The sequence below is a fragment of the Alcaligenes faecalis genome (genome assembly GCF_041521385.1).
GTDB classification, from domain to species: Bacteria; Pseudomonadota; Gammaproteobacteria; order Burkholderiales; family Burkholderiaceae_B; genus Alcaligenes; species Alcaligenes faecalis_E.
On record NZ_CP168006.1, the window covers coordinates 3656125 to 3680006 of the forward strand.

At 55.9% G+C, this 23882-nt stretch carries 22 protein-coding genes, 1 tRNA gene and 1 pseudogene; 12 read left to right on the forward strand and 12 right to left on the reverse strand.

Features of this window, described 5'->3' with window-relative positions; all coding sequences use genetic code 11:
* Window positions 1-31: 31 nt before the first annotated feature.
* The 3 genes from ACDI13_RS15810 to ACDI13_RS15820 all read right to left on the reverse strand — a co-directional run bounded on the left by ACDI13_RS15810 (window position 32) and on the right by ACDI13_RS15820 (window position 3237).
* A complete protein-coding gene (locus ACDI13_RS15810; protein WP_316991115.1) occupies window positions 32-1978 on the reverse strand; it encodes an alkaline phosphatase D family protein in 1947 nt (648 codons plus the stop codon).
* A 210-nt stretch (window positions 1979-2188) separates the two neighbouring features.
* A complete protein-coding gene (locus ACDI13_RS15815) occupies window positions 2189-2566 on the reverse strand; it encodes a hypothetical protein (RefSeq protein ID WP_316991114.1) in 378 nt (125 codons plus the stop codon).
* Window positions 2567-2589: 23 nt separating this feature from the next.
* The gene (locus ACDI13_RS15820) at window positions 2590-3237 is read right to left on the reverse strand and encodes a TetR/AcrR family transcriptional regulator C-terminal domain-containing protein (protein WP_316991113.1); all 648 of its coding nucleotides are present in this window, start codon (window positions 3235-3237) and stop codon (window positions 2590-2592) included.
* A gap of 98 nt (window positions 3238-3335) precedes the next feature.
* Between ACDI13_RS15820 and ACDI13_RS15825 the strand changes: the two genes are divergently transcribed.
* Genes ACDI13_RS15825 through ACDI13_RS15835 form a run of 3 tightly spaced genes read left to right on the forward strand, consistent with a single transcriptional unit; the run spans window position 3336 to window position 6432 of the window.
* On the forward strand, window positions 3336-4478 hold the full coding sequence (locus ACDI13_RS15825; RefSeq protein WP_316991112.1) for an HlyD family secretion protein: 1143 nt from the start codon (window positions 3336-3338) through the stop codon (window positions 4476-4478).
* 2 nt (window positions 4479-4480) lie between these two features.
* Window positions 4481-6007 carry an MFS transporter gene (locus tag ACDI13_RS15830; protein ID WP_316991111.1) on the forward strand — a complete coding sequence of 509 codons (1527 nt, stop codon included), beginning with the start codon at window positions 4481-4483 and terminating at the stop codon, window positions 6005-6007.
* Between the two features lie 41 nt (window positions 6008-6048).
* The gene (locus tag ACDI13_RS15835) at window positions 6049-6432 is read left to right on the forward strand and encodes a DUF4148 domain-containing protein (protein WP_316991110.1); all 384 of its coding nucleotides are present in this window, start codon (window positions 6049-6051) and stop codon (window positions 6430-6432) included.
* 116 nt (window positions 6433-6548) lie between these two features.
* On the opposite strand, the pseudogene ACDI13_RS15840 reads toward ACDI13_RS15835, so the two are convergent.
* A pseudogene (locus ACDI13_RS15840) lies at window positions 6549-7268 on the reverse strand (MFS transporter); the annotation flags it as partial.
* A gap of 20 nt (window positions 7269-7288) precedes the next feature.
* On the opposite strand from ACDI13_RS15840, the gene ACDI13_RS15845 reads away from it, so the two are divergent.
* Window positions 7289-7447 (forward strand): hypothetical protein, encoded by a 159-nt coding sequence (locus tag ACDI13_RS15845; protein WP_316991109.1) that lies wholly within the window; start codon window positions 7289-7291, stop codon window positions 7445-7447.
* Between the two features lie 328 nt (window positions 7448-7775).
* Here the strand turns inward: ACDI13_RS15845 and ACDI13_RS15850 are convergent, their stop codons facing one another.
* From ACDI13_RS15850 to ACDI13_RS15870, 5 genes are all read right to left on the reverse strand, one after another.
* A complete protein-coding gene (locus tag ACDI13_RS15850) occupies window positions 7776-9701 on the reverse strand; it encodes an ATP-binding cassette domain-containing protein (protein WP_316991108.1) in 1926 nt (641 codons plus the stop codon).
* Window positions 9698-10621: a 50S ribosomal protein L3 N(5)-glutamine methyltransferase gene (prmB, locus tag ACDI13_RS15855; RefSeq protein WP_316991107.1), complete on the reverse strand. Its 924-nt coding sequence runs from the start codon at window positions 10619-10621 to the stop codon at window positions 9698-9700. Before prmB ends, ACDI13_RS15850 begins: the two co-directional genes overlap by 4 nt.
* Window positions 10615-11751: a succinyl-diaminopimelate desuccinylase gene (gene dapE / locus ACDI13_RS15860; protein WP_316991106.1), complete on the reverse strand. Its 1137-nt coding sequence runs from the start codon at window positions 11749-11751 to the stop codon at window positions 10615-10617. The genes prmB and dapE overlap by 7 nt, the downstream gene beginning before the upstream one ends.
* Before the next feature lie 2 nt (window positions 11752-11753).
* Window positions 11754-12572, reverse strand: coding sequence for a 2,3,4,5-tetrahydropyridine-2,6-dicarboxylate N-succinyltransferase (gene dapD / locus ACDI13_RS15865; protein ID WP_316991105.1), 819 nt, complete (start codon window positions 12570-12572; stop codon window positions 11754-11756).
* A 193-nt stretch (window positions 12573-12765) separates the two neighbouring features.
* Window positions 12766-13533 (reverse strand): helix-turn-helix transcriptional regulator, encoded by a 768-nt coding sequence (locus ACDI13_RS15870; RefSeq protein WP_316991104.1) that lies wholly within the window; start codon window positions 13531-13533, stop codon window positions 12766-12768.
* A gap of 106 nt (window positions 13534-13639) precedes the next feature.
* Between ACDI13_RS15870 and ACDI13_RS15875 the strand changes: the two genes are divergently transcribed.
* From ACDI13_RS15875 to ACDI13_RS15885, 3 genes are all read left to right on the forward strand, one after another.
* Window positions 13640-14446, forward strand: a complete 807-nt coding sequence (locus ACDI13_RS15875) for a sulfite exporter TauE/SafE family protein (RefSeq protein WP_316991103.1) — start codon at window positions 13640-13642, stop codon at window positions 14444-14446.
* A gap of 166 nt (window positions 14447-14612) precedes the next feature.
* On the forward strand, window positions 14613-16388 hold the full coding sequence (locus tag ACDI13_RS15880) for an SLC13 family permease (RefSeq protein WP_372372515.1): 1776 nt from the start codon (window positions 14613-14615) through the stop codon (window positions 16386-16388).
* Between the two features lie 40 nt (window positions 16389-16428).
* Window positions 16429-16896, forward strand: a complete 468-nt coding sequence (locus ACDI13_RS15885) for a PaaI family thioesterase (RefSeq protein ID WP_316991101.1) — start codon at window positions 16429-16431, stop codon at window positions 16894-16896.
* A 19-nt stretch (window positions 16897-16915) separates the two neighbouring features.
* Here ACDI13_RS15885 and ACDI13_RS15890 read toward each other — a convergent pair whose 3' ends face one another.
* Window positions 16916-17272 carry a DUF202 domain-containing protein gene (locus ACDI13_RS15890; protein WP_372372516.1) on the reverse strand — a complete coding sequence of 119 codons (357 nt, stop codon included), beginning with the start codon at window positions 17270-17272 and terminating at the stop codon, window positions 16916-16918.
* Window positions 17273-17586: 314 nt separating this feature from the next.
* Here ACDI13_RS15890 and ACDI13_RS15895 point away from each other — a divergent pair, with 314 nt between their 5' ends.
* The 5 genes from ACDI13_RS15895 to ACDI13_RS15915 all read left to right on the forward strand — a co-directional run bounded on the left by ACDI13_RS15895 (window position 17587) and on the right by ACDI13_RS15915 (window position 21494).
* Window positions 17587-17985, forward strand: coding sequence for a DUF1090 domain-containing protein (locus ACDI13_RS15895; RefSeq protein ID WP_316991099.1), 399 nt, complete (start codon window positions 17587-17589; stop codon window positions 17983-17985).
* A 266-nt stretch (window positions 17986-18251) separates the two neighbouring features.
* Window positions 18252-19094, forward strand: coding sequence for a DNA/RNA non-specific endonuclease (locus tag ACDI13_RS15900; RefSeq protein ID WP_316991098.1), 843 nt, complete (start codon window positions 18252-18254; stop codon window positions 19092-19094).
* Between the two features lie 243 nt (window positions 19095-19337).
* Window positions 19338-19580 carry a hypothetical protein gene (locus ACDI13_RS15905; RefSeq protein ID WP_316991097.1) on the forward strand — a complete coding sequence of 81 codons (243 nt, stop codon included), beginning with the start codon at window positions 19338-19340 and terminating at the stop codon, window positions 19578-19580.
* 20 nt (window positions 19581-19600) lie between these two features.
* A complete protein-coding gene (locus ACDI13_RS15910; protein ID WP_316991096.1) occupies window positions 19601-20590 on the forward strand; it encodes an arsenic resistance protein in 990 nt (329 codons plus the stop codon).
* Between the two features lie 367 nt (window positions 20591-20957).
* Window positions 20958-21494, forward strand: coding sequence for an AmiS/UreI family transporter (locus ACDI13_RS15915; RefSeq protein WP_316991095.1), 537 nt, complete (start codon window positions 20958-20960; stop codon window positions 21492-21494).
* Window positions 21495-22351: 857 nt separating this feature from the next.
* Here the strand turns inward: ACDI13_RS15915 and ACDI13_RS15920 are convergent.
* Window positions 22352-22436: transfer RNA gene (locus ACDI13_RS15920), tRNA-Leu, on the reverse strand.
* Between the two features lie 123 nt (window positions 22437-22559).
* A complete protein-coding gene (locus ACDI13_RS15925) occupies window positions 22560-23771 on the reverse strand; it encodes a CoA transferase (RefSeq protein WP_316991094.1) in 1212 nt (403 codons plus the stop codon).
* Window positions 23772-23882: the final 111 nt, after the last annotated feature.

Below are 23882 nucleotides of genomic sequence, written 5' to 3' on the forward strand. Positions count from 1 at the left end.
CTCTACCCGCTGTAGCCAGACAGTAGCCGCCTTACCCTTTCTCCTCCTGATCCGGAGGTAGAAATTCGGTAGGCGGTTTTTTGTTGGCGTTGTGATGCAGGACGCGGGCGGGGCGGCCCTTTTCATCCAGCCAGATTTGGCCAATTCCGGAACCATTCCACACCCGCTCCCCATGTTTACGCTGGTCCGGCAGACGTGGGCTGATGCTCAAGTCTCGGCGTTGCGTAAACCAGTTCAGGGGGGATCGTGGGGAGTAGAGCCAGCGGTTCAGCCGATCCAGCCAGTTCAGCAAACTTTCCGGAAACTCGTTCTTGATGCCGCTGCTGGTGATTTGCCAGATATGCGGAATATGTTTGCTATGACGTACCTGCACATCGTAGACGAAAGAGTAGTGCACATCGCCGGACAAAATGACATAGTTACCGGGCGTGCGCGAATGTCTGAAGATGTTCAGCATGGTGTTGGCGGCACCTCGGTGGGCCATCCAGTTTTCTGCATCCACCGTCAAGGCAAAGCCCGCGTAGGTACAGATGCTTTGAATAACTTCGATCAGCTTGACGCCGAACATGGGCGTGGGTGACACAATCACGGCGGCACGCTCGTCCAGCAACTCGTGTTGCAGCTCGGTCAGGGACTCCCAGTCCATCAGTCCAGAAGGGCGGCTGGGTAGGCGGCGGTTATGCCAGCGGCGTGTGCGCGTATCCAACACAATCAACGTAGGTTGGGTGCGCAGGACATAGTCCCACTGTCGAAACTCCAGCAACTCCTTGATGATTGCATCCTGGGTTTGATGTTCCAGGCGTTGATGCTCATCGGGCGAGTGGGTCCAGGCGGTGACCGTGCCCAGTATGGATTCAAAAACCTCGGGGCGGTTACCCCAGGCCTGACATAGTAGATAGGCGATCAGGGCATTGCCCACGATCTGCCGTGAAAAAGGATGGCCGTAGGCAACGTTTTCCCATTTGGCTGACAGGTTCCAGTCATCGGTGATGTCGTGGTCATCAAAAATCATCAAGGTTTGCACGTGTGCCAACAAACGGGCTGCCTGGGGCAGATCCTGACGGAAGCCCTCCAGAGCAGTGGCCTCACGCTCCCAACGTTGTTGATGCTTGGGTTCCAGGGATGGGGGAGTGGGTTCGGCAATGATCTGCCAGGCAATGGGGGACCAGACCAGCAAGTACATGGCAAAGACTTCAGCCAGGGTCACTAAATGGTTGTGCGCATTGGCGGTGGTGAAGATTGGTTTTTCTACCCCACCAAAAAACCGCTCACGCAGATCGTCGTTGGATTTGAACGCAGGCAGCAAATCCGCGCGCCGGTAATAGCTGGCGGGATGCTGATAAAGGGATTCGCTATCCGAGACGACCGCGCCTTCCAGATACTCTCCATACAAGCCTAGCTGCTCGATCAGGGAGTGGATGGCCGCCAGCATGGGGCCTGCCACATCATCGGCATAGACCTGATCGCCGGATAGCATGAGCAAGGCCGGCCGGGCCTTGGCGTTGGTGATGTGTTCGCTCAGTACGGTGTCAGCTTGTGCCAGACCATCGCGCGAGGCGTGATGAGGTTTGCGGCAGGAGCCAAACATCAGATTATCGGCGCGGCTGGCCAATACAAAGTTGGGGCGGTTCTGCCCTGGATGCAGTAAATGAGGGGCCCAGTCTGCAATCCCTTGTTCTGATCCATGGCCCGGGGAGTGAATCAGATCGTAATGCACCAGCGTGTCCCGGGGAAGCGGGGCGCTGAGAGCGACATCAATGAAATGAATAAAGGCGTGTTTGCCCAGCGGCACAATCTGGCATTGATTGGCATCCAGAGGGATACGTTGAGGGGGGCTGTCCTCCGGCTCCAGGATCAAATCCAGGGATAAGCTGGAACTGCCGACCAGCCACAAGACTAAACGCTGGGAGTCCAGGCGACGCAAAATAGGGCCAGCCAGTACGGGAGGCAAGTTCGATGAAAGTTGGGAGAGACTCAAACGGGTAACAGCCAGAATCAGAAAAGACAATGGACAGTGTAGAGCGTAGAAAGTTGCAGTGCTAGTTCTGTCCAGCAGGGAGGTCTGTGCAGTCACCTCATCTGGATTGCACGTGCTCAATGCGTGCAATAAAAATAAGAAGAGCCACCTGTAAGCGGTGGCTCCTGTATGTCTGGCGGATCTGCTCTTGCAGGTGAAGGTGCGAACTGCCTAGTTGTTTTCCATTTCCGGCTTGGCTTGCAGAAACGCAGTCACTTGCGCGTCCAGATCGTCCTCGTGTACCACGCGTACCGGAAAGCCAAATTTCTCGCTCAAAGGGGCGACAAAAGCATTCAGGGAAAAGGCCATCAAGGCATTGCTCACGACCACCAGGCTGGCGGCACAGGATGCGCTCAAACGGCTGCGGTTGTCCTTGATCCATTGTGAGAACGCTTCCTTGTCAGTGCCTTCCTCTGCACCGGGCAGTTCGCGGGTCAGCAAGACAAAGCGTTGCCCTTGATCCAGCAAGGTTTCCAGCTCCTCTTTCCAGTTGGAAGGGGCGCTGTTCGAGATCCAGATACGGGGAAATTCCTGCGAGGCAACGTGCATGGACGGGTCCTGAAGATGTCTGTTTATGAATGGTTTTGAATGCGCTGCTTTGTACCATCAATCAACAGGTTCAGGCCAGTGATAAAACGGCCCGCAAAGTCATCGGAAAAAATCGCCTCCCGTGCCAGCCAGTTGCTGGGGTACTTTTCTTGAGCCAATGCTAAAAAAGCCTGTTTGCGTAAAGACAGGTCTAATGTGCTGCCTGGCCCAAGCGCCTGTTCTTCCATGACAAAACCCAGAATGTAGTAGATCAGGCTAAAGCTGGCCTCGGCAGCAAATTGGCTGTCTGCGCCTGCCAGCATGAAAGCGGACAAGAAGGTTTCGCTGGTGCGCAGCACATTGTCTGTGACTACATAGGTGCCCGCAAAAACACGGGCTCCGTCGCGCCGTTGCAAGAGGGCCTGCCGAAATTCCAGAGCCAAGTGACGGACTTGCTCATCCCAGGTTTGATTGCTTGGGCAATGGCGCGCCACGTTTTCTACCAGGGCGTCGGCCATGCCATCAATCAAGGCTTGCTTGGCATTGAAGTGCCAGTACAGCGAGGGGGCCTGGATATTCAGGGCCTGGGCCAGCTTGCGCAACGTCAGTCCTTCCAAACCTTCCTGGTCCAGCAAGTCCAGTGCTGTCTGGATGATGTGTTCGCGTTGAATACGGGGCGCTTTCGTTGCCATGTTCTCTCCGATATTTGCAACCTAACGATGTTAGTGTATCATTCGCTCATAGACTAACAATGTTAGATTGTGATTCTTGATTGAGCAGGGATACGGTTATGAGCACCTCAACAACTTCGACGGAACGCAAAGCGCTGGGCCTGCGGCTGGCTCCTTGGCTGGGCTGTTTGGCCATGATTGGGCTGTTGATTCTGGCGACCACGCGGTGGAACGAGTGGACCAGTAGCCGCCGCATACAGAGCACTCAGAATGCTTACGTGAAATCCGACTTTGCGGTGCTCAGTGCCAAGGTTTCGGGCTACGTGAAAGCCTTGCCCTTGGGGGATTATGAGCAGGTCAAGGCGGGGGATCTGATTGCGCAGATTGATCCGGCCGATTACGAGCTGGCCGTAGCGGCAGCGCAGGCGGAACAGTCCAAGGCGCAGGCCCACCTGGAAAATCTGGACGGTGAAATTGCACAACAACAGGCGCGTATTAAAGAGGCGCAAGCCAAGTTGCGCTCCGTGCAGGTGCGCGTGCGGCAATACCGTAATAATCCTTCGCGTCAGGCATGGCTGGTCAAGGAAGGTGCCTTGTCACGTCAGGGCTATGAAAATGCCCAGGCCGATCTGGATGAGGCAATCAGCCAAGGGGAGGCTGCTACCGCGCAAGTGGAGCTGGCGAAAAACTCCCAGAAGGTTCTGCTGGGGCAACGTGCGATTCGTACCGCGGATTTGAAATCGGCTGAAGCTGCCTTGGAGTCTGCTCGTCGCAATTTGGGCTATACGCGGATTGTGGCCCCTTTTGACGGGGTCTTGAACAAGCGTCATGTGCAAGTTGGCAGTCTGTTGAACCAGGGTACGCAGATTGTTTCCATCGTCCCCCTGGAGCAGGCCTACGTCATTGCGAACTATAAGGAAACGCAGCTTGCCCGCGTACAGCCGGGGCAGCCGGTGGAGTTGTTTGTGGATGGCCTGCCTGGGGGGAACTGGCGGGGACGTGTGGTCGAGATTGCACCCATGAGCGGGGCCGAATCCTCCTTGTTGCCGGCCGATAATGCCTCCGGGAATTTCACCAAAGTGGTGCAGCGCATACCGGTGCGTATTGAGCTGGAGCCGGGTCAGGCACAGTTGGAGCGCCTGCGTCCTGGCATGTCGGCCCAGGCCAGAATCGATACGGCGGGTTCCCCTGTTGCGGCTTATGACATGCCTGGCTTGAAACAGACTCGTCAGTTGGCTGTCATTCGGGCGCAGGAGGGCTGATCATGCGCTTCTCCCGACTGATGGCCAATACACAAACTGCACGTCCTGTCTTGACGGTGATTGCGATTTTTCTGGGTGCGGTCCTGACTACCGTGCAAGGGCGGCTTTTTTCTGCAGCCTTACCGGATTTGCGTGGTCAGTTTGGCTTGGATGTGCTGGAAGCTGCCTGGTTGGGGACCGCCTTGAATGCGGCGCAATTGATTTCCATGCCGATTGCGCCATGGCTAGCGACCGTCATCGGGCCGACTCGGGTTTTGCTGGCCCCAAGTCTGCTGTTGGGCTTGGTCGCCTTGTTGATTCCTTTCTTTGCCCATCATTATCCCGTTCTGCTAAGTCTGCATGCCTTGGCTGGACTGTGTCTGGGAATCTATCTGCCTTTGACGATGTCCCTGGCTTTGCGCAGCGTTCACCCTCGGTTGTGGCTGGCTGTCATGGCGGCGTACAGCTTGCGTGTGTCAACCGGCATGGATGCAGGGTATGGCACATCCGGTTTTCTGCTGGAAGAAATCAGTTGGCATTGGGTTTACTGGCCCACTGCTTTTGTAGGGCCATTGATTGCGTTGCTGGCCTGGAAGGCCATGCCATTGGCTCCAGTAGACCGGCCGCAACTGCAAAACGCGGACTGGGGGGGTATGGCCCTGTTTTGCACCGGCCTGGTCCTGGCTTTTGTGGGGATCGAGTCGGCTGAACGCTTGGGCTGGAGCGACTCTGGTCTGGTTGTTTCAGCCTTGTCTGGGGGCGCGCTGCTTGTCGTGGCCGCAATAGGGCGTGGCATGCGCAGGCAAAACTCCTTTGCCAGCCTGATGGCGCTGGGCAATCGCAATATCCGTATCTGTCTGATGATTGCTTGTCTGTTCGGTGTACTGATGACGCCAACGTCCTTGCTGATTCCCAGCTTTCTGGTGCAGATGGGCGACTTGAAGCCGCTGCAAGCAGGCGCCGCCACCTGGATAGCGTTTTGGGCTTATCTGGCCTCGACCCCCTTGGCAATTTATCTGGGTCGCCGTCTTGAGCCACGCCTGATGATGATTATCGGTTTAAGCATTATTGCGTTCACGGCCTGGTTGGGAACTCATATCAGCCACGATTGGCGGGTAGAACAGTTTGTCTCGATGCTGATTCTACAGTCCGTGGGCGAGAGCACCATGTTGATTGGTTTGATTGCTGCCTTTGTGACCAATCTGAATCCCCAACATGGAGTGGCATTGGGCGTGTATGTCCCCATCGCACGTGTCTTTACGCCCGTCGCCGCAGCCACGTTGGTTTCCACTTGGCTGCGCATGGCCGGCGATATCAGCCGTAGCAGCCTCAGCAGTCATCTTGTAGAGGGTGACCCTTTGGTCATGGAGCGAGCCTCCGCAGGTTTGGCCGGTCTGGCTCGCACTTTGGCTCGTGAATCACAGGTGGCAGCACAAATCAGCGCCTACATCCTGGTGTTTTGGTGCAGCTTGCTGGCCTTGTGTCTGGCTGTGCTGCTGCGTTCTTCGCCACCCAATCCCATCGCGCCTCCCTTTGCTCAGTCTGTGTAGGTCCAGGCAGAGAGGCGTTTTTTTAACCAAGGAGATTCATCATGAAATTAGGTTTGTGGACATTGGCTTGCACGGCTTTGCTGGCCTCGACATCGGCTTGGGCTGTTGACGGTTCTGCCTCTGTACAGGAGCAGGCCTACAGCAAGAGTCGTGCCCAGGTTGTGCAGGAATTGGAGCAGGCACGTGAGCAAGGGCTGATCAGCGTAGCGGCGCATGGCTATCCCAACGTGCCGCGAGGCTCTGTTAAAACTCGTGCTCAGGTTGTTCAGGAGTTGCAAGAAGCGCAACAAGTCGGTTTGCTGGACTTCGCAGACGATGAGTATCCCGTCTTGCCTGCCGATGGTACTCATAAGACGCGCCAGCAAGTTGTGCAGGAGCTGGAACAAGCCAGAAAGCAGGGCCGTCTTTTGTATGTAGCCCCATAAGGTTGTACCGAGTTGCCGTTGAGGACGGTGTCTAGCTTGTAAAAAGGGACTGAGGCTGCCTTTACGCAGCCTCAGTCCCTCTTGTTATGACGAAGTTGCTTCGGGGGGGGCGGGCTTCAAGCCTGGGTCTGAGGACGACGCATCAAACGCAAGGCCACCAGTACCGACAAGCTGACTACCACGGCACTGAGCAGATAAATCGCTTCCAGCCCCCAGGTTCTTGCTACGGCGCCCAAGGCGGGCCCGGTGATCCCTAAAGAGATGTCCAGAAAGGCAACATAGGCACCCATGGCGACACCTCGGCTCTCGGGTGGGGCGCGGCGCACGGCTTCCACACCAAAACCCGGGAAGGCCAGGGAGTAACCCCATCCGGTCAAGGCGGCCCCCAGGTAGGCAAGGGCAGGGCTGTGGGCGCCCCAGATCAGCAAGAGGCCAGCAGCTTCCACCAGCACGCATAGCAAAGCGACGCGTGCCCCGCCCAGTTTGTCGGGAAGATGACCAAAGAACAGGCGTGCCGCAATGAAGGCGACCCCAAAGGCAGTGAATGCCAGCGAAGCATTGCCCCAGTTGCGATCGGCAAGGAGCAGGGCGATAAAGGCGGTCAGACTACCAAAACCGACACTGCACAGCAGCAAGCCCATACCAGCGCCCCAGACCAGCCCCAGAACTTGGTAGAAAGGGGTGCGACGCAGCGCAGTGGGGGCGGTGGTGCGAAACTTGAGCAACATCAGCAGGGAAATCAACGGCAACAGCGTGACGGCGACCGAGATACCGTTAAAGCCGTAGTCCTGGTTGACCGCGACACCTAAAGGGGCCCCAACGGCATAGGCACCGTATCGCCCCGCAGGATCTGGATTTGGCCACCTGGGTGGTGATGCAAAGTCTAGAGTCCCTGATTCATGGCGCGATCATTCCGCCTGGTGTGCCGTATCCACCGGAGCAGGTGGAAGAAGCCATTGTGGATTTGCTGTGTGGGTATTTGGGCTGTGCGAGCCCTGGGAAAGCGGGGAAGTGAGCGGAGTTGGCGAGCCGGTTTTCGAGTGAGTTTTGGCTCACATGAGTTTGTTGTTGTTTGTTGGTCGGAATCACCTTAGCTACCGTATGCACTGAATGATGTACTGCAGCAGAACAAAGAATAGGATGTCATAGCCTGGTTTAAAAGTGCATATACCCTGTGCTCATAGTCCGGCCTCAGATTCTCAGATCCCCAGGTGTCAGCAATCTCGTAAGGCTTTGGTGTGTGTTTTACAGACCATCAAGAGCTTCCAACAAAAAGGCGCCAATCTTTGTAGATATGGCGCCTTTTTTCTCAGGAGTTCACGAGCAGAACGGAGTTGATGGGCTTAGATCTGTCGCCCGATCTCTTCCATCGCTTCCTGAATTTCCAGCCACTCTTCTTCCAGCGTTTGATGCGTTTTGGTGAGTTCACCATGTTCAGTCATCAAGGTGGGACGTTGGTCTTTGTAGCTGTCCGAGTAAAAGTCGGGGTCCTGCATCAGGGTATCCAGCTCCTGCAAACGAAGTTGAGCTTTCTCCATGGCCGACTCTACTTTCTTCAAGCGGCTTTCCAGAGGCTTGCGTTGCTGGGCCTGACGTTGGCGCAGCTCGGCTTCCTGACGGCGTTGCGTCTTGCGGTCTGTGCCTTCGCCACCCGTATCAGCACGGGCTTCCTGGCGAGCTTCCGAGCGCGATTGCGCGCTGCGGGCCAGTAGCCAGTCGCGGTAGTCTTCCAGGTCGCCGTCAAACTCCTGCACCTGGCCATCGGCCACGATCCAGAAAGAATCAACGGTAGAGCGCAGCAGGTGGCGATCGTGCGAGACCAACAATACGCTGCCACCGTAGTCAGCCAAGGCTGTTGCCAGGGCTTCGCGGGTATCCACGTCCAAGTGGTTGGTTGGCTCATCCAGCAGGAGCAGGTTGGGTTTTTGCCAGACAATCAGGGACAGGGCCAGACGCGCCTTTTCACCCCCGGAGAAGGGGGCGGTCAGGCTGGTGACCATATCACCGCTAAAACCGAAAGAGCCCAGGTAATTGCGTAACTCCTGCTCGCGTACATCCGGAGCCAGACGCGCCAGATGTTGCAAGGGTGTGGAGTCCGGGTCAATGGAGTCCAGTTGGTGCTGAGCAAAGTAGCCGATCACCAGACCTTTGGACTCCAGGCGTTCGCCCCTGATAGGTTCCAGCTTGCCAGCCAGGGTTTTGACCAGTGTGGATTTACCTGCGCCGTTCATCCCCAAAATACCCACACGGGCACCGCCGCGTACCATCAGACGGACCTGGCTCAAAATCGCCTTGTCCTGACCGGGGTAACCCAGATCGGCCTGATCCAATGTCAGCAAGGGATCGGGTGTGTATTCGGGCGAGGGCAGGCGAATGGAAACGCTTGAGTCGTCGCGCAAGAGCGTCACGGTTTGCATGCGGGCCAAAGCCTTGACGCGGCTTTGTGCCTGCTTGGCCTTGGTGGCCTGGGCCTTGAAGCGGTCAATAAAGCTTTGCAGACGCGCAGCTTCACGGGTTTGACGCTCGTAGGCGATCTGGCTTTGTTGCACGCGCTCGGCACGCTGCACCAGAAAGTCGTTGTAGCCGCCTTTGTAGCGAACCAACTTTCCTTGGTCCACGTGCAGAATCGAACGGGCCACCGCATCCAGAAACTCGGTGTCGTGCGAAATCAGCAGGACCGTTCCGGGGTAGGAGCCCAACCAGCGCTCCAGCCAGAGCATGGCGTCCAAGTCCAGGTGGTTGGTGGGTTCGTCCAGCAAAAGCAGGTCAGAAGGTGCCATCAGGGCGCGGGCCAGGGACAGGCGCATTTGCCAGCCACCGGAGAACTCGCGCACAGGCAGCATCCACTGATCGGGGCGGAAACCCAGGCCAGCCAGCAATTGCTCGGCACGCGAAGGGGCGGACCAGGCGTCGGCTTCGATCAGGGCGTTTTCCAGCTCGGCAATGGCTTGCCCGTCGCTATCGGGTGTATTGGCGCGTTTTTCCTGCAAGGCACGCAGGCGTTCGTCGCCATCGATAACAAATTCGCGGGCAGGGCGGTCACGGTCCGGAATAGTCTGGCGCACACTGGCCACTTCCCAGGCATCGGGGATGCTCAGGTCCCCCCCGTCCAGATCCAGCTCGCCTTGCAGCAAGGCAAACAGCGAGGATTTGCCTGCGCCGTTCTTGCCCACAATGCCCAGGCGTTCGCCCGGATTGACGATGAAATCCGTATTGTCCAGCAGGACTTTGACGCCGCGACGCAGCGTAATTCCAGTTGCGCGTATCACAGAGCCAGTTGCTCCCGGCTTAGCAGAAGAATCTGGTCTTCAGCGGTTTCCGTGCTCAGCCAGATAGGCTCAAGCTCGGGGAAAGCGGCGACGAAATTGTCGTACTCATTGCCGATTTCCAATACCAGCACGCCTTCGGGCGACAGGAAGTTGGGGGCCGCTTCCAGAATGCGACGCACCAGGTCCATGCCGTCGTCTCCACCAGCCAGGGCCAGTTGTGGCTCGTGCTGGTATTCCTTGGGCAGGTTTTGCATGGACTGCTCATTCACATACGGTGGGTTGCAAATGATCAGGTCGTAGGCGGTGGGCGGCAATTGATCCAGCAGATCGCTCTTGTACAGACTCATGCGATCGTTCAGCTCGAAGGCATCGATGTTTGATTGGGCCACTTCCAACGCGGCGTCAGACAGATCCACCGCATCGACCTGGGCTTGCGGGAAGGCCAGGGCCGTCAAAATAGCCAGGCAGCCCGAGCCAGTGCATAAATCCAGGGCGTTGTAGATGGCATCGGGGTCGGCAATCCAGGGTTGCAACTGCTCGGCCAGCAATTCAGCAATGGGAGAGCGTGGCACGATGGTGTCAGTGGTGACGCGGAAGCGATGGCCTTGCAGCCAGGCTTCGCCGGTCAGGTAGGCGGCGGGCACGCGTTCGTTGCAGCGGCGTGCGACCAGAGCCAGATAGGCAGCACGCTCGGACTCCAGTACGGTGGCCTCCAGATACGGGTCCAGGGTGTCCAGGGGCAGATGCAGGGTGTGCAGCAGCAGATAGGCGGCCTCGTCCCAGGCATTGTCACTGCCGTGGCCAAAGGCCAGCCGACAGCGGTTGAACTGGCTAACGGACCAGCGCAACAAGTCGCGCACAGTGCGCAGTTCCTGTTGGGCTTCCAGCAGGGAGGAATGATCGATGCAAGGGTTTAACAAAGCAGGGATTCCAATGTACGGCGATAAATGTTTTTAAGCGGCTCAAGATCAGCCACCGCAACGTGTTCGTTGATTTGATGGATGCTGGCGTTGAGCGGGCCAAATTCGACCACTTGGGGGCAGATTTTAGCGATAAAGCGACCATCGGAGGTGCCGCCTGTCGTGGACAGATCGGTTTCCACGCCGGTTTCGGTTTCAATGGCCTTGGCAAGGGCCTGACTCAGCGGGCCGGCCTCGGTCAGGAAGGGTTCGCCACTGACGGTCCATTCCAGTTGGAAGTCCACGCTATGGCGGCGCAGAATGGACTCCACTTCGGCTTGCAGACCCGCAGGGGTTTGCTCGGTAGAGAAACGGAAGTTGAAATGCACATCCAACTGACCGGGGATCACATTACCCGCGCCGGTGCCGGCATGGATATTGGAGATTTGAAAACTGGTGGGTGGAAAGTCGATATTGCCGGCGTCCCACATGCGATCTGTCAGCTCGTGCAGCGCAGGGGCGAACAGATGCAGTGGGTTGATGGCCAGTTGCGGGTACGCCACATGGCCCTGGCGACCTTTTACGATCAGGTGGCCGGACATGGAGCCGCGACGGCCATTTTTAATGGTGTCACCCAATTGGCGTGAGCAGGTGGGTTCGCCCACGATGCAGTAGTCCAGTTGTTCGCCACGTTCTTTCAGAACCCGGCAAACATGCACGGTACCGTCGGTTGCCGGGCCTTCTTCATCCGAGGTCAGCAGCAGGGCAATCGAGCCTTTGTGTGCTGGATGGGCCTGGGTAAACTCTTCAACGGCATGGATAAAGGCTGCAATCGAGGCCTTCATATCCGCAGCGCCACGACCATAGAGCTGCCCGTCGCGCACGGTAGGCTCAAACGGTGGTGAGTTCCAGGCCGCTTCCGGCCCGGCAGGAACCACATCCGTGTGACCGGCAAAAACAAACAAGGGTGCTTCGGTGCCACGGCGGGCCCACAGGTTGGACACCGGGCCGCTGGGCAGAGGTTCCAGGCTAAAGCCCGCTTGCTCCAGCCGTGCGCCCAGCCATTGCTGGCAGTGGGCGTCCTCAGGAGTGACCGAGGGGCGGGCAATCAGGGCTTTGAGAGTCTCTAGTACAGAATTGTCAGTGCTCATGTTCAGGCGCGAAGTAAATCATTAATACTGGTCTTGGCGCGGGTACGGGCGTCCACACGTTTGACGATGATGGCGCAGGCCAGGCTGTACAGCCCATCGGCAGAAGGCAGGGAGCCAGGAACCACGACGGAGCCCGCAGGGACGCGGCCTTGATAAATCTTGCCCGTTTCGCGCTCGTAAATCTTGGTGCTCTGCGACAGGAACACGCCCATGGCCAGCACCGAGTTCTCTTCCACGATGACCCCTTCCACCACTTCGGAGCGGGCACCGATAAAACAGTTGTCCTCAATGATAGTGGGGTTGGCCTGCAGAGGCTCCAATACCCCGCCAATACCGACACCGCCTGACAGGTGAACATGCTTGCCGATCTGGGCGCAGGAACCGACGGTGGCCCAGGTATCGACCATGGTGCCTTCACCGACATACGCGCCGATGTTCACAAACGAGGGCATCAGCACGACATCGGGAGCCACATAGGCACCTTGGCGCACGATGGCACCGGGTACAGCGCGAAAACCAGCCTGGGCAAAAGCGGCTTGGTCGTGTTGCTCGAATTTCAGCGGCACCTTGTCATAGAAGGGAGCGGGTTCGCTGGACATCACGCGGTTTTCCTTGATCCTGAAGGACAGGAGAATCGCTTTCTTGACCCAGTCGTTGACCTGCCACTGTCCGTCGAGCTTTTCTGCCACGCGCAGGGAACCGTAATCCAGCTTTTCAATCACGGTGTGGATGGCCGTGCGCAGTTCAATGCTGTGTGCTTGGGGGCTGAGGGAAGCTCGTTGTTCCCACGCTGACTCGATCAGACTTTGGAGGTCGCTCATAGGCTAGGCTCTGTGAATGCAGGCCGTCATGGGCAGTACCGGAATACAGAAGGCGCATGATGCGCGGTTAACTACCGCAGCGGCCGTGCTTGAATGGAGGCAACAGGATAACCGAGTCTGCCCCATCCATGCACGGTTTTATGGCTTTCTTTGTCGCATTTGCCTCAAGGGGCATCCTGTTTTGCTGATGTTTTCAGGGGGGCAGAATAAAGTGGCTAGGTGCCTGTCCCAAGCAGCGACGGAACATGGTGGAAAAAGCACTGGAGCTGTCATAACCCAGATCCAGCGCGATCCGGGTGACGGATTGGCCGGCAGACAGCTTGGTCAAGGCTGTCAGTAAACAGGCCTGTTGCCGCCACTGGCTAAAGCTCATGCCGGTCTGCTGTCGAAAAAAACGCGTAAAACTGCGCAGACTTTTATTCAATTGCATGGCCCACTGTTCTGGCGTGCTCTGGATATGAGGCTGGCCCAAGAATGCTTTGCAAAGTGCGGCCAAGGACGAATCTTGAGGGATGGGCGCAAAGAGTGGCATGGTGTGTGCCAGGCCAACTTCATGCAAGAGCAACTGAGCCAAGGCACCGTCGCGACCATTTTCCTCGTACAGGGCGGGCAAGGCCAGGGAGGCCAGCAGCAAGTGATGCAGCAAGGGCGTAATGACCAGCACTTCGCAATGGGCGCTGCTGCGGGGGACTGCCCCTGGTTCTATATACAGACTGCGCGTACTGGCGCTGTGCATGCGTACACGATGGCGCTTGCCGGCTGGAATCCACACACCGCGATAAGGCGGGATGACCCAGGCGCCATCGTCAGTGTCCACTTCCATCAAACCCGTCATGGCATAGAGCATCTGTGCCCGCCGGTGGGCATGAAAATCCAGCAAGGTACCCGGTGCGTAATCTGTGCCAATGGCCAGCAAGGGGCGCGGGGTTGTATCCACGCGATCCAGTCGTACATTGTGCATACACAAACCTCTGGCTGAAATGAAAGTATTGTTGACTGGTTTTAGCATGTCAGCCACAGTGGGGCGACCTATCCTTGGACGTTGGCAACTCTTTTGATGGATAGGTATGTATTTTCTATTGCTGTTTTTTGGCTTGCTGGCTGGGGTGAGCACCGTGCTATTTGGCTTCGGTGGTGGGTTTGTGGTGGTCCCCGTGCTGTATTCGGTGTTGATTGCTAGGTATGGCGTGGACAGTCAGATGGGGCAGGCGGCCATGCATATTGCGGTAGCGACGTCCACCTGCGTCATGATCTTTGGAGCTGGCTTGTCCAGTTGGCGTCATCACCAGGCTGGCACCGTGCCTTGGGGGCAACTGCGCCCTTTGCTCGGGTTTATCGCTGTGGGGGCGATTCCCGGGGCGGTAACGGCCATGGCCTTGAGCGGGTCCTGGGTGCGTTGGGTTTTTGTGGTGTATCTGGGCCTGACGATTCTCGATAGCCTGTTTCGATCGGGTTTTACCCAGGAGGCAAGCACGGTCATGCGCCCGTTGAGCAGGGCAAGTAGCGCCGGGGCCGGCGTTCTTGTTGGTGCGATCGCCGCCTTGTTGGGCGTAGGCGGAAGCGTGATTACTGTACCCTTGATGCGCCGACGCGGCGCCAGCATGACGGCAGCCACAGCGGCAGCAAACCCCTTGTCCTTGCCTATGGCGGTGATGGGGAGCCTGAGCTACGCCATGCTGGCCTGGAACGCAGATTCATTGGGGCCTTGGCATGTGGGGTATATCGACCTGCGAGCCTGTCTGGTGCTGGTGCTGGGTTCCTGCCTGGGGATTCGCTTGGCTTCACGCTGGATCGGCAAGATCCCCGACCGTATTCACGCCCAAGCCTATATCGTTTTGTTGGGCGTGGTGTTTTTGCTGATGTTGCTGATCTAGGTTTGGTCGGCGCGATGCGGGATTAGCGTCCGCCTGACGTAGCGGGTGTCACTTTGTCTGTTTGGAAAAACTTGTGTTTTTTTGTTGAGTACGGCGAAATGCAGAGCTTGGGATGCTGCATTTTTACCTATACTTGGCAGCACAGAACAAACAGGAGTGGGGCAACATGACAACAGAGATTGCAGTGGTTTTGGGCTTGGCTTTCGTTGCGATTGTCTTGTTTGCCACAGAAAAACTCCGAATTGATGCGATTGCTTTATTGGTGCTTGGCACCTTGGCTATTTTGGGCTTGGTGACTCCGGAGCAGGCTGTAGGCGGCTTCAGTAATCCGGCCACAGTCACTGTCGCCGCCATGTTTGTATTGGCTGCCGGGCTGCAAAATAGCGGGGCTTTGTCCGGGATTGGGGATTTGCTGGGCAAGGCCCGCTCCCCGGTCCAGTTTCTGTTGCTCTTGTTTCTGGTTCTGGCGGTAATCGCCCCCTTTGTCAATAACACGGCAGTGGTGGCGGTATTCATTCCTATCGTGATGGCCGCTAGCACACGGATAAGCATGTCGGCCTCCAAGGCCTTGATTCCCTTGTCGTATGTCTCGCAAATGGCCGGGGTCTGTACTTTGGTCGGGACCTCTACCAACCTGCTGGTCAATGCCATTGCCCGTGATATGGGGCATCCGGGCTTCACCATGTTTGAGTTCACCAAGCTGGGTGTCATTTGCATGGCAGTCGGTTGTGTTTATTTGCTGACAGTCGGGCGGTGGTTGCTGCCTGCTGCGCGCGGTGGCGAGTTGGTCGAACAATATGAGTTGGGCAAGTACATAACCGAACTGCGTGTCATGCCGGATTCTTCCTTGATTGGTCAGTCTGTTGGCGAAGCAAAGTTGGGTGAGCAATACGGCGTCTTTGTTCTGGAACTGTTGCGTGGTGATATCAAAGTGTGGGGGCCGCGCGAGCAGAAGATTGAGCAGGATGATGTGCTGTTGGCGCGTGGAGATTGGACCAAGCTGGATGAGTTGCGCAAAGAAGCCGGCCTGGAGGTAGATCCGCAGTTCAAGTTGGAGCAACGGTCTTTTGAACAGGTCGACCAGGTGTTGACGGAGGTCATGATTGCGCCGCGTTCGCGTATTAGTGGACGTACCTTGGGCAGTTTACGGGCGGGTTGGCACAGGAACGCTACCGTACTGGGGATTCATCGCCGTGGTCAGGTCTTGCGTGAGCAATTGCGTGCGGTACGCTTGCAGGTGGGGGATATTTTGTTGATGTTGACCCCCGCTTCCGAGGCGGCCGATTTGCGGGCGGATAGCAATATTATCGTGCTGTCCGAGCGTGAGGCTGAAAAAGAAATGGGTTGGCGCGCACCTTTTTCCTTGCTCACCATGGCCTTGGTGATTGTGGTGCCTGCCTTGGGCTGGGTCCCTATCAGTATTACCTCATTGCTTGGTGCCGTCGCCATGACGCTGGCCGGCTGCCTGAAGGCGGATGAGGTTTACGACGCCATTGATTGGCGCATCATTATCTTGATGGCGGGTTTGTTGCCCTTGGGATTGGCCATGAGCGAGACGGGGGCCGCCCAGTTTCTGGTGGAAAACACGGTTGGTCTGGTCGATTCGTTTGGACCGTTGACGGTGTTGGCGATGGTCTATCTGATGGCCTTGGTCTTGACCGAGTTTATGAGCAATGCCGCCGCAGCGGTGCTGCTGGCGCCCATAGGGATGTCCACGGCCAATATGATGGGCGTTGATCCCACGCCTTTTTTGATCGCGGTGACCTTTGCCGCCTCCACCAGTTTCGCAACCCCTGTGGGCTATCAAACTAACACCATGGTTTACGGCGCGGGTGGCTATCGGTTTGTTGATTTTCTGAAAGTTGGTTTGCCCTTGAACTTGATTTTCTGGGTCTTGGGCGTCCTGTTGATTCCCGTTTTCTGGCCGTTCAATCCCGTTTGATACCGCTGTATCCAGGATAAAAATAAAGGAGACATCAGTGATGAATTCAGCCCGCGCTTCCGCTAATCCCGTCTTGGATCCGCAAGTGCTGCAAGCCGTGCAAGACAGTTTTTCCCGCCAGCAGGCAATGAGCCTGATTCGCGCCACCATGCCGCTGGTTCAGACAGGCTTGGTCGAGATTCATTTGCCGCATTGGGAGGGGGTGCAGCAACAACATGGTTTTGTGCATGGTGGTGTTGTCGGCATGATTGCAGATTCGGCCGGAGGATATGCCGCCATGACGTATACGCCTTTGGGCGCCAGTGTGCTCAGTGTGGAGTACAAGCTGAATTTTCTGGCGCCGGCCAAGGGGGAGTCTTTGTTGGCCCGAGGGGCTGTGGTTCGTCAGGGCCGCAGTTTGATCGTGACACAGGCCGAGGTATTTGCCGTGGAAGAAGGCAAGCAGACGTTATGTGCGTTGATGCAGCAAACGATTATGGTGATGCAGGGGCGGGCGGAGAAGGCTTGAGGCCGGGGGCGGGGCTATCTCAGAAACCGGGCCGCTCTTTAGGACTTTTCCAGCGATAGATAAGCAGCAGTATCCACAGCGTTGTCATACCCAGTCCATACAGGATAGCTCCGTAAGAAACAGAAACGTCAATACCGCATACGTGCGAGAAACGGTCGGCGGTATCGCAGATATTTTTGATCGCCAGTAAAAACAAGACAGTATTGACGGCCAGGGCCAGGCAGGCGGACACCGCTTTGTCTGCCCAGATCAAGCTGGCAACGGCCAGGATTGATAACGGCATCAAGGAGTTGAGCACACTGGTGTGCCAGGCGGAATACGCCTGTGAGGAGTTGAGCAAACTTTCGTTGATGTGCGCAAAGGGAAAGAGCCACACGACAATCAAAGCAGCGCACAGGAAAAAAATCCATTTCCTGATGGTGATGTTGGACACGATGAAAAGTAAAAGTTTGCTTTATGAGGATTTTGAGTGTAACTGAACTGTTTTATGCTTAAAGACACGTTGTGTAAGTTCTTTGACACAAATCGCGACAATTATGTTGCTTGCACATGACATAAACGAAGGAATAGACGAATTTAATCACGTTCTTGTGACAAATCGGCGAGGTTTGTTGTAGGCGTCCATTCCGGATAAATAGAAAATGCGCTGGTAGGATGGAAGTCCGAATGAACACAAGGGGAGTAATCAGGATGAAAAACTCGGTATGGTGTTTGAGTGTCATGTTAGGTGTGATGGCTTTGCCTGTCTGGGCGGATAACCCGGCTTGCCAGTATCGGGCTGCCGAGATCCAGCATCAGATCGACTATGCTCGCCAGCATGGTAATGTGCATCGCGAGCGTGGTCTGCAGCGTGCATTGGCGAATCTGCAAATGCATTGTCAGGATGCTGACTTGCTGCGCGATGTGCAGGACGATATCCGAGAGCAAGAAGAGGACATTCAGGACCGTATCGAAGAGATCGCTGAAAAGCGTTCTGAAGGGCGCCAAGATAAGGTGCAGGAATTGGAGAAAAAGCTGGAGCGCGATCGCGCCAAGCTGGGGCAGTTGCAAGAGGAATTGAAAGAGCTACAGGCCTTGAGCGTGAAGTAAACGTGCGCTCAAGCTTTTGAATTTGCTTCTGTCCAGCTCATCAAATTGGTTGAACAGGACAGGATTCAGAAGGAAGTACGTGCTCCCGATGGGGGCACGTACTGTTTAAACAGAAAGGACTGCTTATAATCACAGGTGCAGTCGGCGCAATGATGTAGGCCGACCAAGCATAAAACAAGAGTGGTATGAGTAGAAAAAGCACAGGTCGTCGCGTTACAAAAACCAGGAGTAGAAAGAAGGCAAGGCAGACCAGTCTGTCCCGATTCTTGAAATCAGTCATCGCTGCGGCCCTGACCAGTTTCGGGATTGCGACGGCCTGGCTTCATCCTCAGGGGGTGAACTGGCAAAGTCTTGAGCCGTTTCTGGTATCGCTGGGTTGGCCCACAGCGGTTCAGCAAGACAGTTCCCCCGTCCCTGCTGCCATTGATGGGTATGTTCAGACCTCTTTTGCGCAATGTCCCCAGTTCTTCCCCGGTTCACGGCCCGTTGTGCCTGCGGCCTATACGCAACGAGAGTTGTGCTTTAGCTCTTTTGCGATTTTGCATAGCGGCCAAACCAAAACCCCGGTGTTTGTTGTGCAGCGTCTGAATCGGCAACAGATTCAGTCGGCCAAGGGCGTCAAGCGTACGGATCGATTTTATGCCGAAGGTCGTTTGCCTCGGGCGGAACGAGCCGAACTGAATGACTACCGGGGCTCAGGCTTTTCACGTGGGCATATGGCCCCGGCAGGGGACATGGCCTCTGAGCAGAGTATGGCTCAGAGCTTTTCTTTGGCTAATATGGTGCCGCAAAACCAGACTCATAATGCCGGTCCCTGGAACAAGATTGAAGCGGATACTCGTAAATACGTCGCCCGTGCGGCAGGGAGTGTCTTTGTTTTTACCGGACCAGTGTATGAGCGCAGTGCGGCAAGCATTGGCTCCGGTCAGGTTGCCGTTCCCAGTTATTTATTCAAGCTGGTGTATGACGCCACCACTCGCCGTTCCTGGGTCCATTGGCAAGCGAATCAGGCGTCTACGCGCCTTAGCCCGCCTATCAGCTACGAGGAGTTTGTCCGTCGGACTGGACTGCATTTGTTACCGGATTCCAGTGTGAAAACCTCGGAATAGTGGGAGGTCCTTGGGTCAGGGATGTCACCTGCCTCGATGTCGCACTTCCTGCGCTGTCTTCGGGCTGGGTGACAAGGGCAAGATTTGGGTCAATTGCAGAAATTGCTCTTGAGTTATCAATTGCAAATTAACAGGAAAGGGAATCGACGAGCTTTCAGGCCTCGGGGTACAGTGCTTGTATGGGCCGCGATTGGTTGTCGTTTCGATTCGCGGTAAGAAAAGATTTTTTGTAGGAAAGACGGAATGATGCTTCGACGACTGATTCAAGGTGTGGTGGTCATAGGCTTGACAGCCTTGATGGCGGCGTGCTCTTCGGCCAAGCCAGGCGGTGGCCCCGTCTCAAAACTCTTCAATGAATGTACCTGGGACCGTGAGTCCTGCATGCATGAGGGTCGCTACGAGGCCGGTGAAAGCGAATATGCCGAGCGCGAGGCTCGGGACTTGAATCGTCAGTCTGCCGCACGTTTGCGCCGTAGCGGTCTGTAAGGTTTTGTCACGGCGGTGCCATGGGCTTGCTGCCAAGCGAGGTGCTGACTGTGATTCGTGATGCGTTGGAAAGCCGGCAAATCGTCATTTATGTTGTGGCGATGTTGCTGGCCGGTTTGATGGCCAGTGTCTGGGTGATGCCGGCCGGTCTGGTCGACTGGATCAACCCGGCTCTGGCTTTGATGCTGTATGTCACTTTTTTGCAGGTGCCTGTTTCTCGACTGGGTAAGGCACTGACTCAACTGCGCTTTTTGGTCGTGCTGCTTGTGGCCAATTTTTGCCTGGTTCCTCTCTTTGTCTTTGCGCTGCTGCCTTTGCTGCCTGACCACACGATGCTGCGTCTGGGCGTGTTGCTGGTTTTGCTGAGCCCTTGCATTGACTACGTCGTCACGTTTGCTCAATTAGGCCGGGCGGATGCGCGAACGCTTCTGGCGGCCACGCCGGTGCTGCTTGTAGTGCAAATGCTGCTTTTGCCCTTGTTCCTCAAGTTGGCGCTGGGAGAACAGTTTGGCCTGTACATCAAGGCTGGCCCTTTTCTGGATGCCTTCTTTTTTCTGATTTTGATTCCACTGCTATTGGCGGGGGCGACTCAGTATCTTGCTGGGAAAAGTCGCGCCTGGGCGCAGGTCCAGGCGGGTTTGGGTCTGGCGCCTGTTCCGGCTACTGCCCTGGTACTGTTTATCGTGGTGGCAGCCGTTTTGAGGCAGTTGGAACCTGCTCTGGATGTTTTGTGGCGCGTATTGCCGGTGTATGTGCTGTTTGCCTTCCTGGCTCCTGTCATTGGCTGGGTGCTGGCGCGACAAGTACGTTTGGAGGTCCCTTTGCGACGAGCCGCGGCCTTTAGCAGTGCGACTCGTAACTCCCTGGTTGTTCTGCCTTTGGCCCTGGCTATTCCAGGTGCCTCGCCCTTGTTGCCCGCCGTTATTTTGACCCAGACCTTGGTGGAGTTGCTGGCGCAACTGGTCTATGTGCGTGTATTGGCTCGCTGGGGACAACACGAGCAGGCTTGAGTGGTTCCTTGTGTAAGCCGATTGTTGACTGGCAAACATCATTTTCGGCGCACTTGTCCTGAATTTGATTGGCTTTTCTATGCATTGATGGAGAACGCTTTTCTTGTTTTCGGCCAGGTTTCGTTTTCAAGATGGACAAGGGGCGATCTGGCCAGTTGATGTCTGTGCATAGCTTTTATTTCTTAGCCTGATTGCTCACCAGAAAACTGCCGTCAAAATATGTGGTTTTTTCTTATAGAGCTTATAAAAAAACATACATGGTGATAGAGCTGCCAAGCTCTATGATCTGCTCCGCCTCGGCTCTGAGTGCAACATCATGTTGCGGGCATGTTCTGTGCTCGCTTTTTATTATTTAGGAACCCTCAAAATGCTAGTTGCCGCTTTTCTGGCGTTTGCAGGCCTGTGCCTGTTCGTTAATGGTGTTCGTCTCTACTACTCTGAAGGTCATCGCGCGGGTAGGGTGGTGGAGGCTAAAGATGCTGCCATCGTCAATTTATTCACCGCCGTGTTGGGGTTTATCTGCATGTCCCACATCCTGAACCCGGCCAACAGCGTGGTCTACTCCCCCTTGTCTGCCCTTTATCTGGGCCTGTTTGCCTTGACCTATTTTTGGGTGGGCGTGAACGCGTTTACAGGAAGTGATGGGCGTGCTTTGGGTTGGTATTCCTTGGTGGTTGCCTGCATCGCGGTCCCTGCTGCGATTACCAACTTGAGCCTTGCCGAGCGGATTTTTGATTATTGGCAAGTGTTGAGCTGGTTGTCTTGGGCCGTCCTATGGTTCCTGTTCTTCTTGCTGCTTGTCCTGAACAAGCCCATTGCTCGCCTGACAGGCATGGTGTCTGCTGTGCAGGGCGTGCTGACGGCATTGCTGCCTGCCTTATTGTATTTTTGGGGGGCGATTTAATTGCAGGGGCGGTTTTTGTTTTTCCGGACTGTGCGTGACGCTAGTCAGTAGCACGGCTTTCATCGATTGTGTTGGCAGGGAACTACAAGTGCTGAACGTGGTCTTATAAAAAGGTGCAGGCCTGTCCTTTATTTTGGTGGTAAACGTCTTTTTGGGATGTTGGCTTGAGCAGCGGCATATATTTCTCCGGGTTTGAGGCCAGGGGATTTGCCAGGATCTGATATTGTTATGATATTTAGTGCAATTTGCGCTTGGCGCTGCACCTCTATGATTATCCAGTGAAGGAGGTTAGGACGTGAATCGTGCTCACACTCCCTGTCCAGCTCCTCAGCCCGAACCCAGGCCGATGCGTTGGCCTAGTGATTTTCCGGGCAAGCATGACAGGCCGGAATCAAATCCTCATTAATATGGCCGCCCTAGGATGGGCGGCCTTTTTGTACGCCAAATGTGAGCCCATAAAGGAGTCTGTTGTTGGGCAGTTGATTTCGATTTGGAAAGCGTTCCGAGCGGGGTCTGTGTTGTGCAACTGGTTTCTGGCCGCCAGCATCTGAGCTGGCTCAGTGATGTCCCCAGGGAAACACGAGCGACAAACTTTGTGTTTGCTTAAGGATAGGTGCCCTGTTTGGAGGTGCCTTGACGATGTTTCTTCTCTGGCCCGCTTTTTTACTCAAGCGCCGACTTGCCAATCCACTAATGCTACGTGTTGTCGGTCTTTTTAAGGCCGGCTATGTGGGAGTAAATCTGCGAGCAAATTGCTGGAAAAATTGATTTTAAGGGGTCAATTGATTTCAAATCATACTCGTAAGCCGTTGATTTTGTTTAAAATTGATTTTTTTGAATCAACGGTTTTCATGCTTTGGTGCGAACGGAGAGACTCGAACTCTCACACCTCTCGGCGCCAGAACCTAAATCTGGTGCGTCTACCAATTCCGCCACGTTCGCAGCACGAAAGAAGTAGATTCTAGCGTGGATTTTCACGCTAGGCAAGTAATTGGCCTTATGGATAAGCAAATTGATTAGGGGCCATCTTGAGGTGGCTCTCAGCCGCTTTTGTCGTGTTTTGTTTTACGTGCGTTTTGGGTTTTTGGCGATCAGTCCACGAGCCTGCCAGTTGGCCTGTTGCTCGGCGCTGATGCCCAGCTTATCCAGAATTTCCTCGGTGTCCTGGCCCAGATGGGGGGCAAGGCGGTAGATACCGCCAGGGGTGTCACTTAGCTTGGGAACAATGCCCGGAACCTTAAGCGGTGTGCCGTCCGGCAAGCGGCTGTCCAACAGCATCTCGCGGGCCTGGTAGTGGGGATCGGCTGCAATATCGGCGATGTCGTACACACGGCCTGCGGGCACACCAGCCTGGTCCAGAATTTCCAGCACCTTGTCTAGCTCCAGGGCACTGGCCCAGTGACCGATGGCAGCATCAATCACGCCTGCATTCCGGGCACGCCCGTCATTGTGCGCGTAGTCGGGATGGTCAGCCATATCAGCTCGGCCAATCGCGTTCATCAGGCGCTTGAAGATGCTGTCGCCATTGCCCGCGATCAGGGCATATTTACCGTCCTTGCAGACATAGGCGTTGCTAGGAGTGATGCCAGGCAGGCTACTACCCGCAGGCTCTCGTATCGCGCCAAATGCGGAGTACTCCGGCAGCAGGCTTTCCATCATGTTGAAAACGGATTCATATAGGGCCACGTCAATATATTGGCCTTCGCCCTGGTTCTGTTCACGCTGGCGCAAGGCCATCATGATGCCGATGACACCGTGCAAAGCAGCCAGGGAGTCGCCGATGGATACGCCGACGCGTACGGGTGGCCGTCCAGCTTCACCGCTGAGATGTCGCAAGCCACCCATGGCCTCGCCAATGACGCCAAAACCAGGTTTGTCCTTGTACGGGCCGGTTTGGCCGTAACCGGATACGCGCAGCATGATCAGACCGGGGTTGATGGCGTTCAGGTCTTCCCAACCCAGTCCCCATTCTTCCAGAGCGCCGGGGCGGAAGTTCTCGATCAGAATGTCACACTCTTTTACCAGTGCGCGCACCACGCTCTGGCACTCAGCCTGTCGCAGGTCCAGAGCCAGAGACTTCTTGTTACGGGATTGCACCTCCCACCAGACCGAGTTACCGTCATGCAGCAAACGCCACTTACGCAAGGGGTCGCCACCCTTAGGGGATTCGATCTTGATCACGTCCGCGCCAAATTCGCCCAGAATCTTGGCGGCAAAGGGGCCAGCGATCAATTGGCCCAGTTCCAGGACCCGGATGCCGCCCAAAGGGGTAGTCATGTGCATATCAGTCTTGCGTAGGGAAGGTAAAGTAAGGGATCATAGTCCGGCACGGCTGTATTGTCTTGACAGGAAATTATGATTCAAAATACGTTTGTTTGGATTTACCGT

Bases quoted from the DNA above. Each gene is read 5' to 3' on its own strand.
- ACDI13_RS15815 (WP_316991114.1), bottom strand. From the start codon at position 2,566: ATGCACGTTGCCTCGCAGGAATTTCCCCGTATCTGGATCTCGAACAGC.
- ACDI13_RS15820 (WP_316991113.1), bottom strand. From the start codon at position 3,237: ATGGCAACGAAAGCGCCCCGTATTCAACGCGAACACATCATCCAGACA.
- ACDI13_RS15825 (WP_316991112.1), top strand. From the start codon at position 3,336: ATGAGCACCTCAACAACTTCGACGGAACGCAAAGCGCTGGGCCTGCGG.
- ACDI13_RS15830 (WP_316991111.1), top strand. From the start codon at position 4,481: ATGCGCTTCTCCCGACTGATGGCCAATACACAAACTGCACGTCCTGTC.
- ACDI13_RS15835 (WP_316991110.1), top strand. From the start codon at position 6,049: ATGAAATTAGGTTTGTGGACATTGGCTTGCACGGCTTTGCTGGCCTCG.
- dapE (WP_316991106.1), bottom strand. From the start codon at position 11,751: ATGAGCACTGACAATTCTGTACTAGAGACTCTCAAAGCCCTGATTGCC.
- dapD (WP_316991105.1), bottom strand. From the start codon at position 12,572: ATGAGCGACCTCCAAAGTCTGATCGAGTCAGCGTGGGAACAACGAGCT.
- ACDI13_RS15870 (WP_316991104.1), bottom strand. From the start codon at position 13,533: ATGCACAATGTACGACTGGATCGCGTGGATACAACCCCGCGCCCCTTG.
- ACDI13_RS15875 (WP_316991103.1), top strand. From the start codon at position 13,640: ATGTATTTTCTATTGCTGTTTTTTGGCTTGCTGGCTGGGGTGAGCACC.
- ACDI13_RS15880 (WP_372372515.1), top strand. From the start codon at position 14,613: ATGACAACAGAGATTGCAGTGGTTTTGGGCTTGGCTTTCGTTGCGATT.
- ACDI13_RS15885 (WP_316991101.1), top strand. From the start codon at position 16,429: ATGAATTCAGCCCGCGCTTCCGCTAATCCCGTCTTGGATCCGCAAGTG.
- ACDI13_RS15895 (WP_316991099.1), top strand. From the start codon at position 17,587: ATGAAAAACTCGGTATGGTGTTTGAGTGTCATGTTAGGTGTGATGGCT.
- ACDI13_RS15905 (WP_316991097.1), top strand. From the start codon at position 19,338: ATGATGCTTCGACGACTGATTCAAGGTGTGGTGGTCATAGGCTTGACA.
- ACDI13_RS15910 (WP_316991096.1), top strand. From the start codon at position 19,601: ATGGGCTTGCTGCCAAGCGAGGTGCTGACTGTGATTCGTGATGCGTTG.
- ACDI13_RS15915 (WP_316991095.1), top strand. From the start codon at position 20,958: ATGCTAGTTGCCGCTTTTCTGGCGTTTGCAGGCCTGTGCCTGTTCGTT.
- ACDI13_RS15925 (WP_316991094.1), bottom strand. From the start codon at position 23,771: ATGACTACCCCTTTGGGCGGCATCCGGGTCCTGGAACTGGGCCAATTG.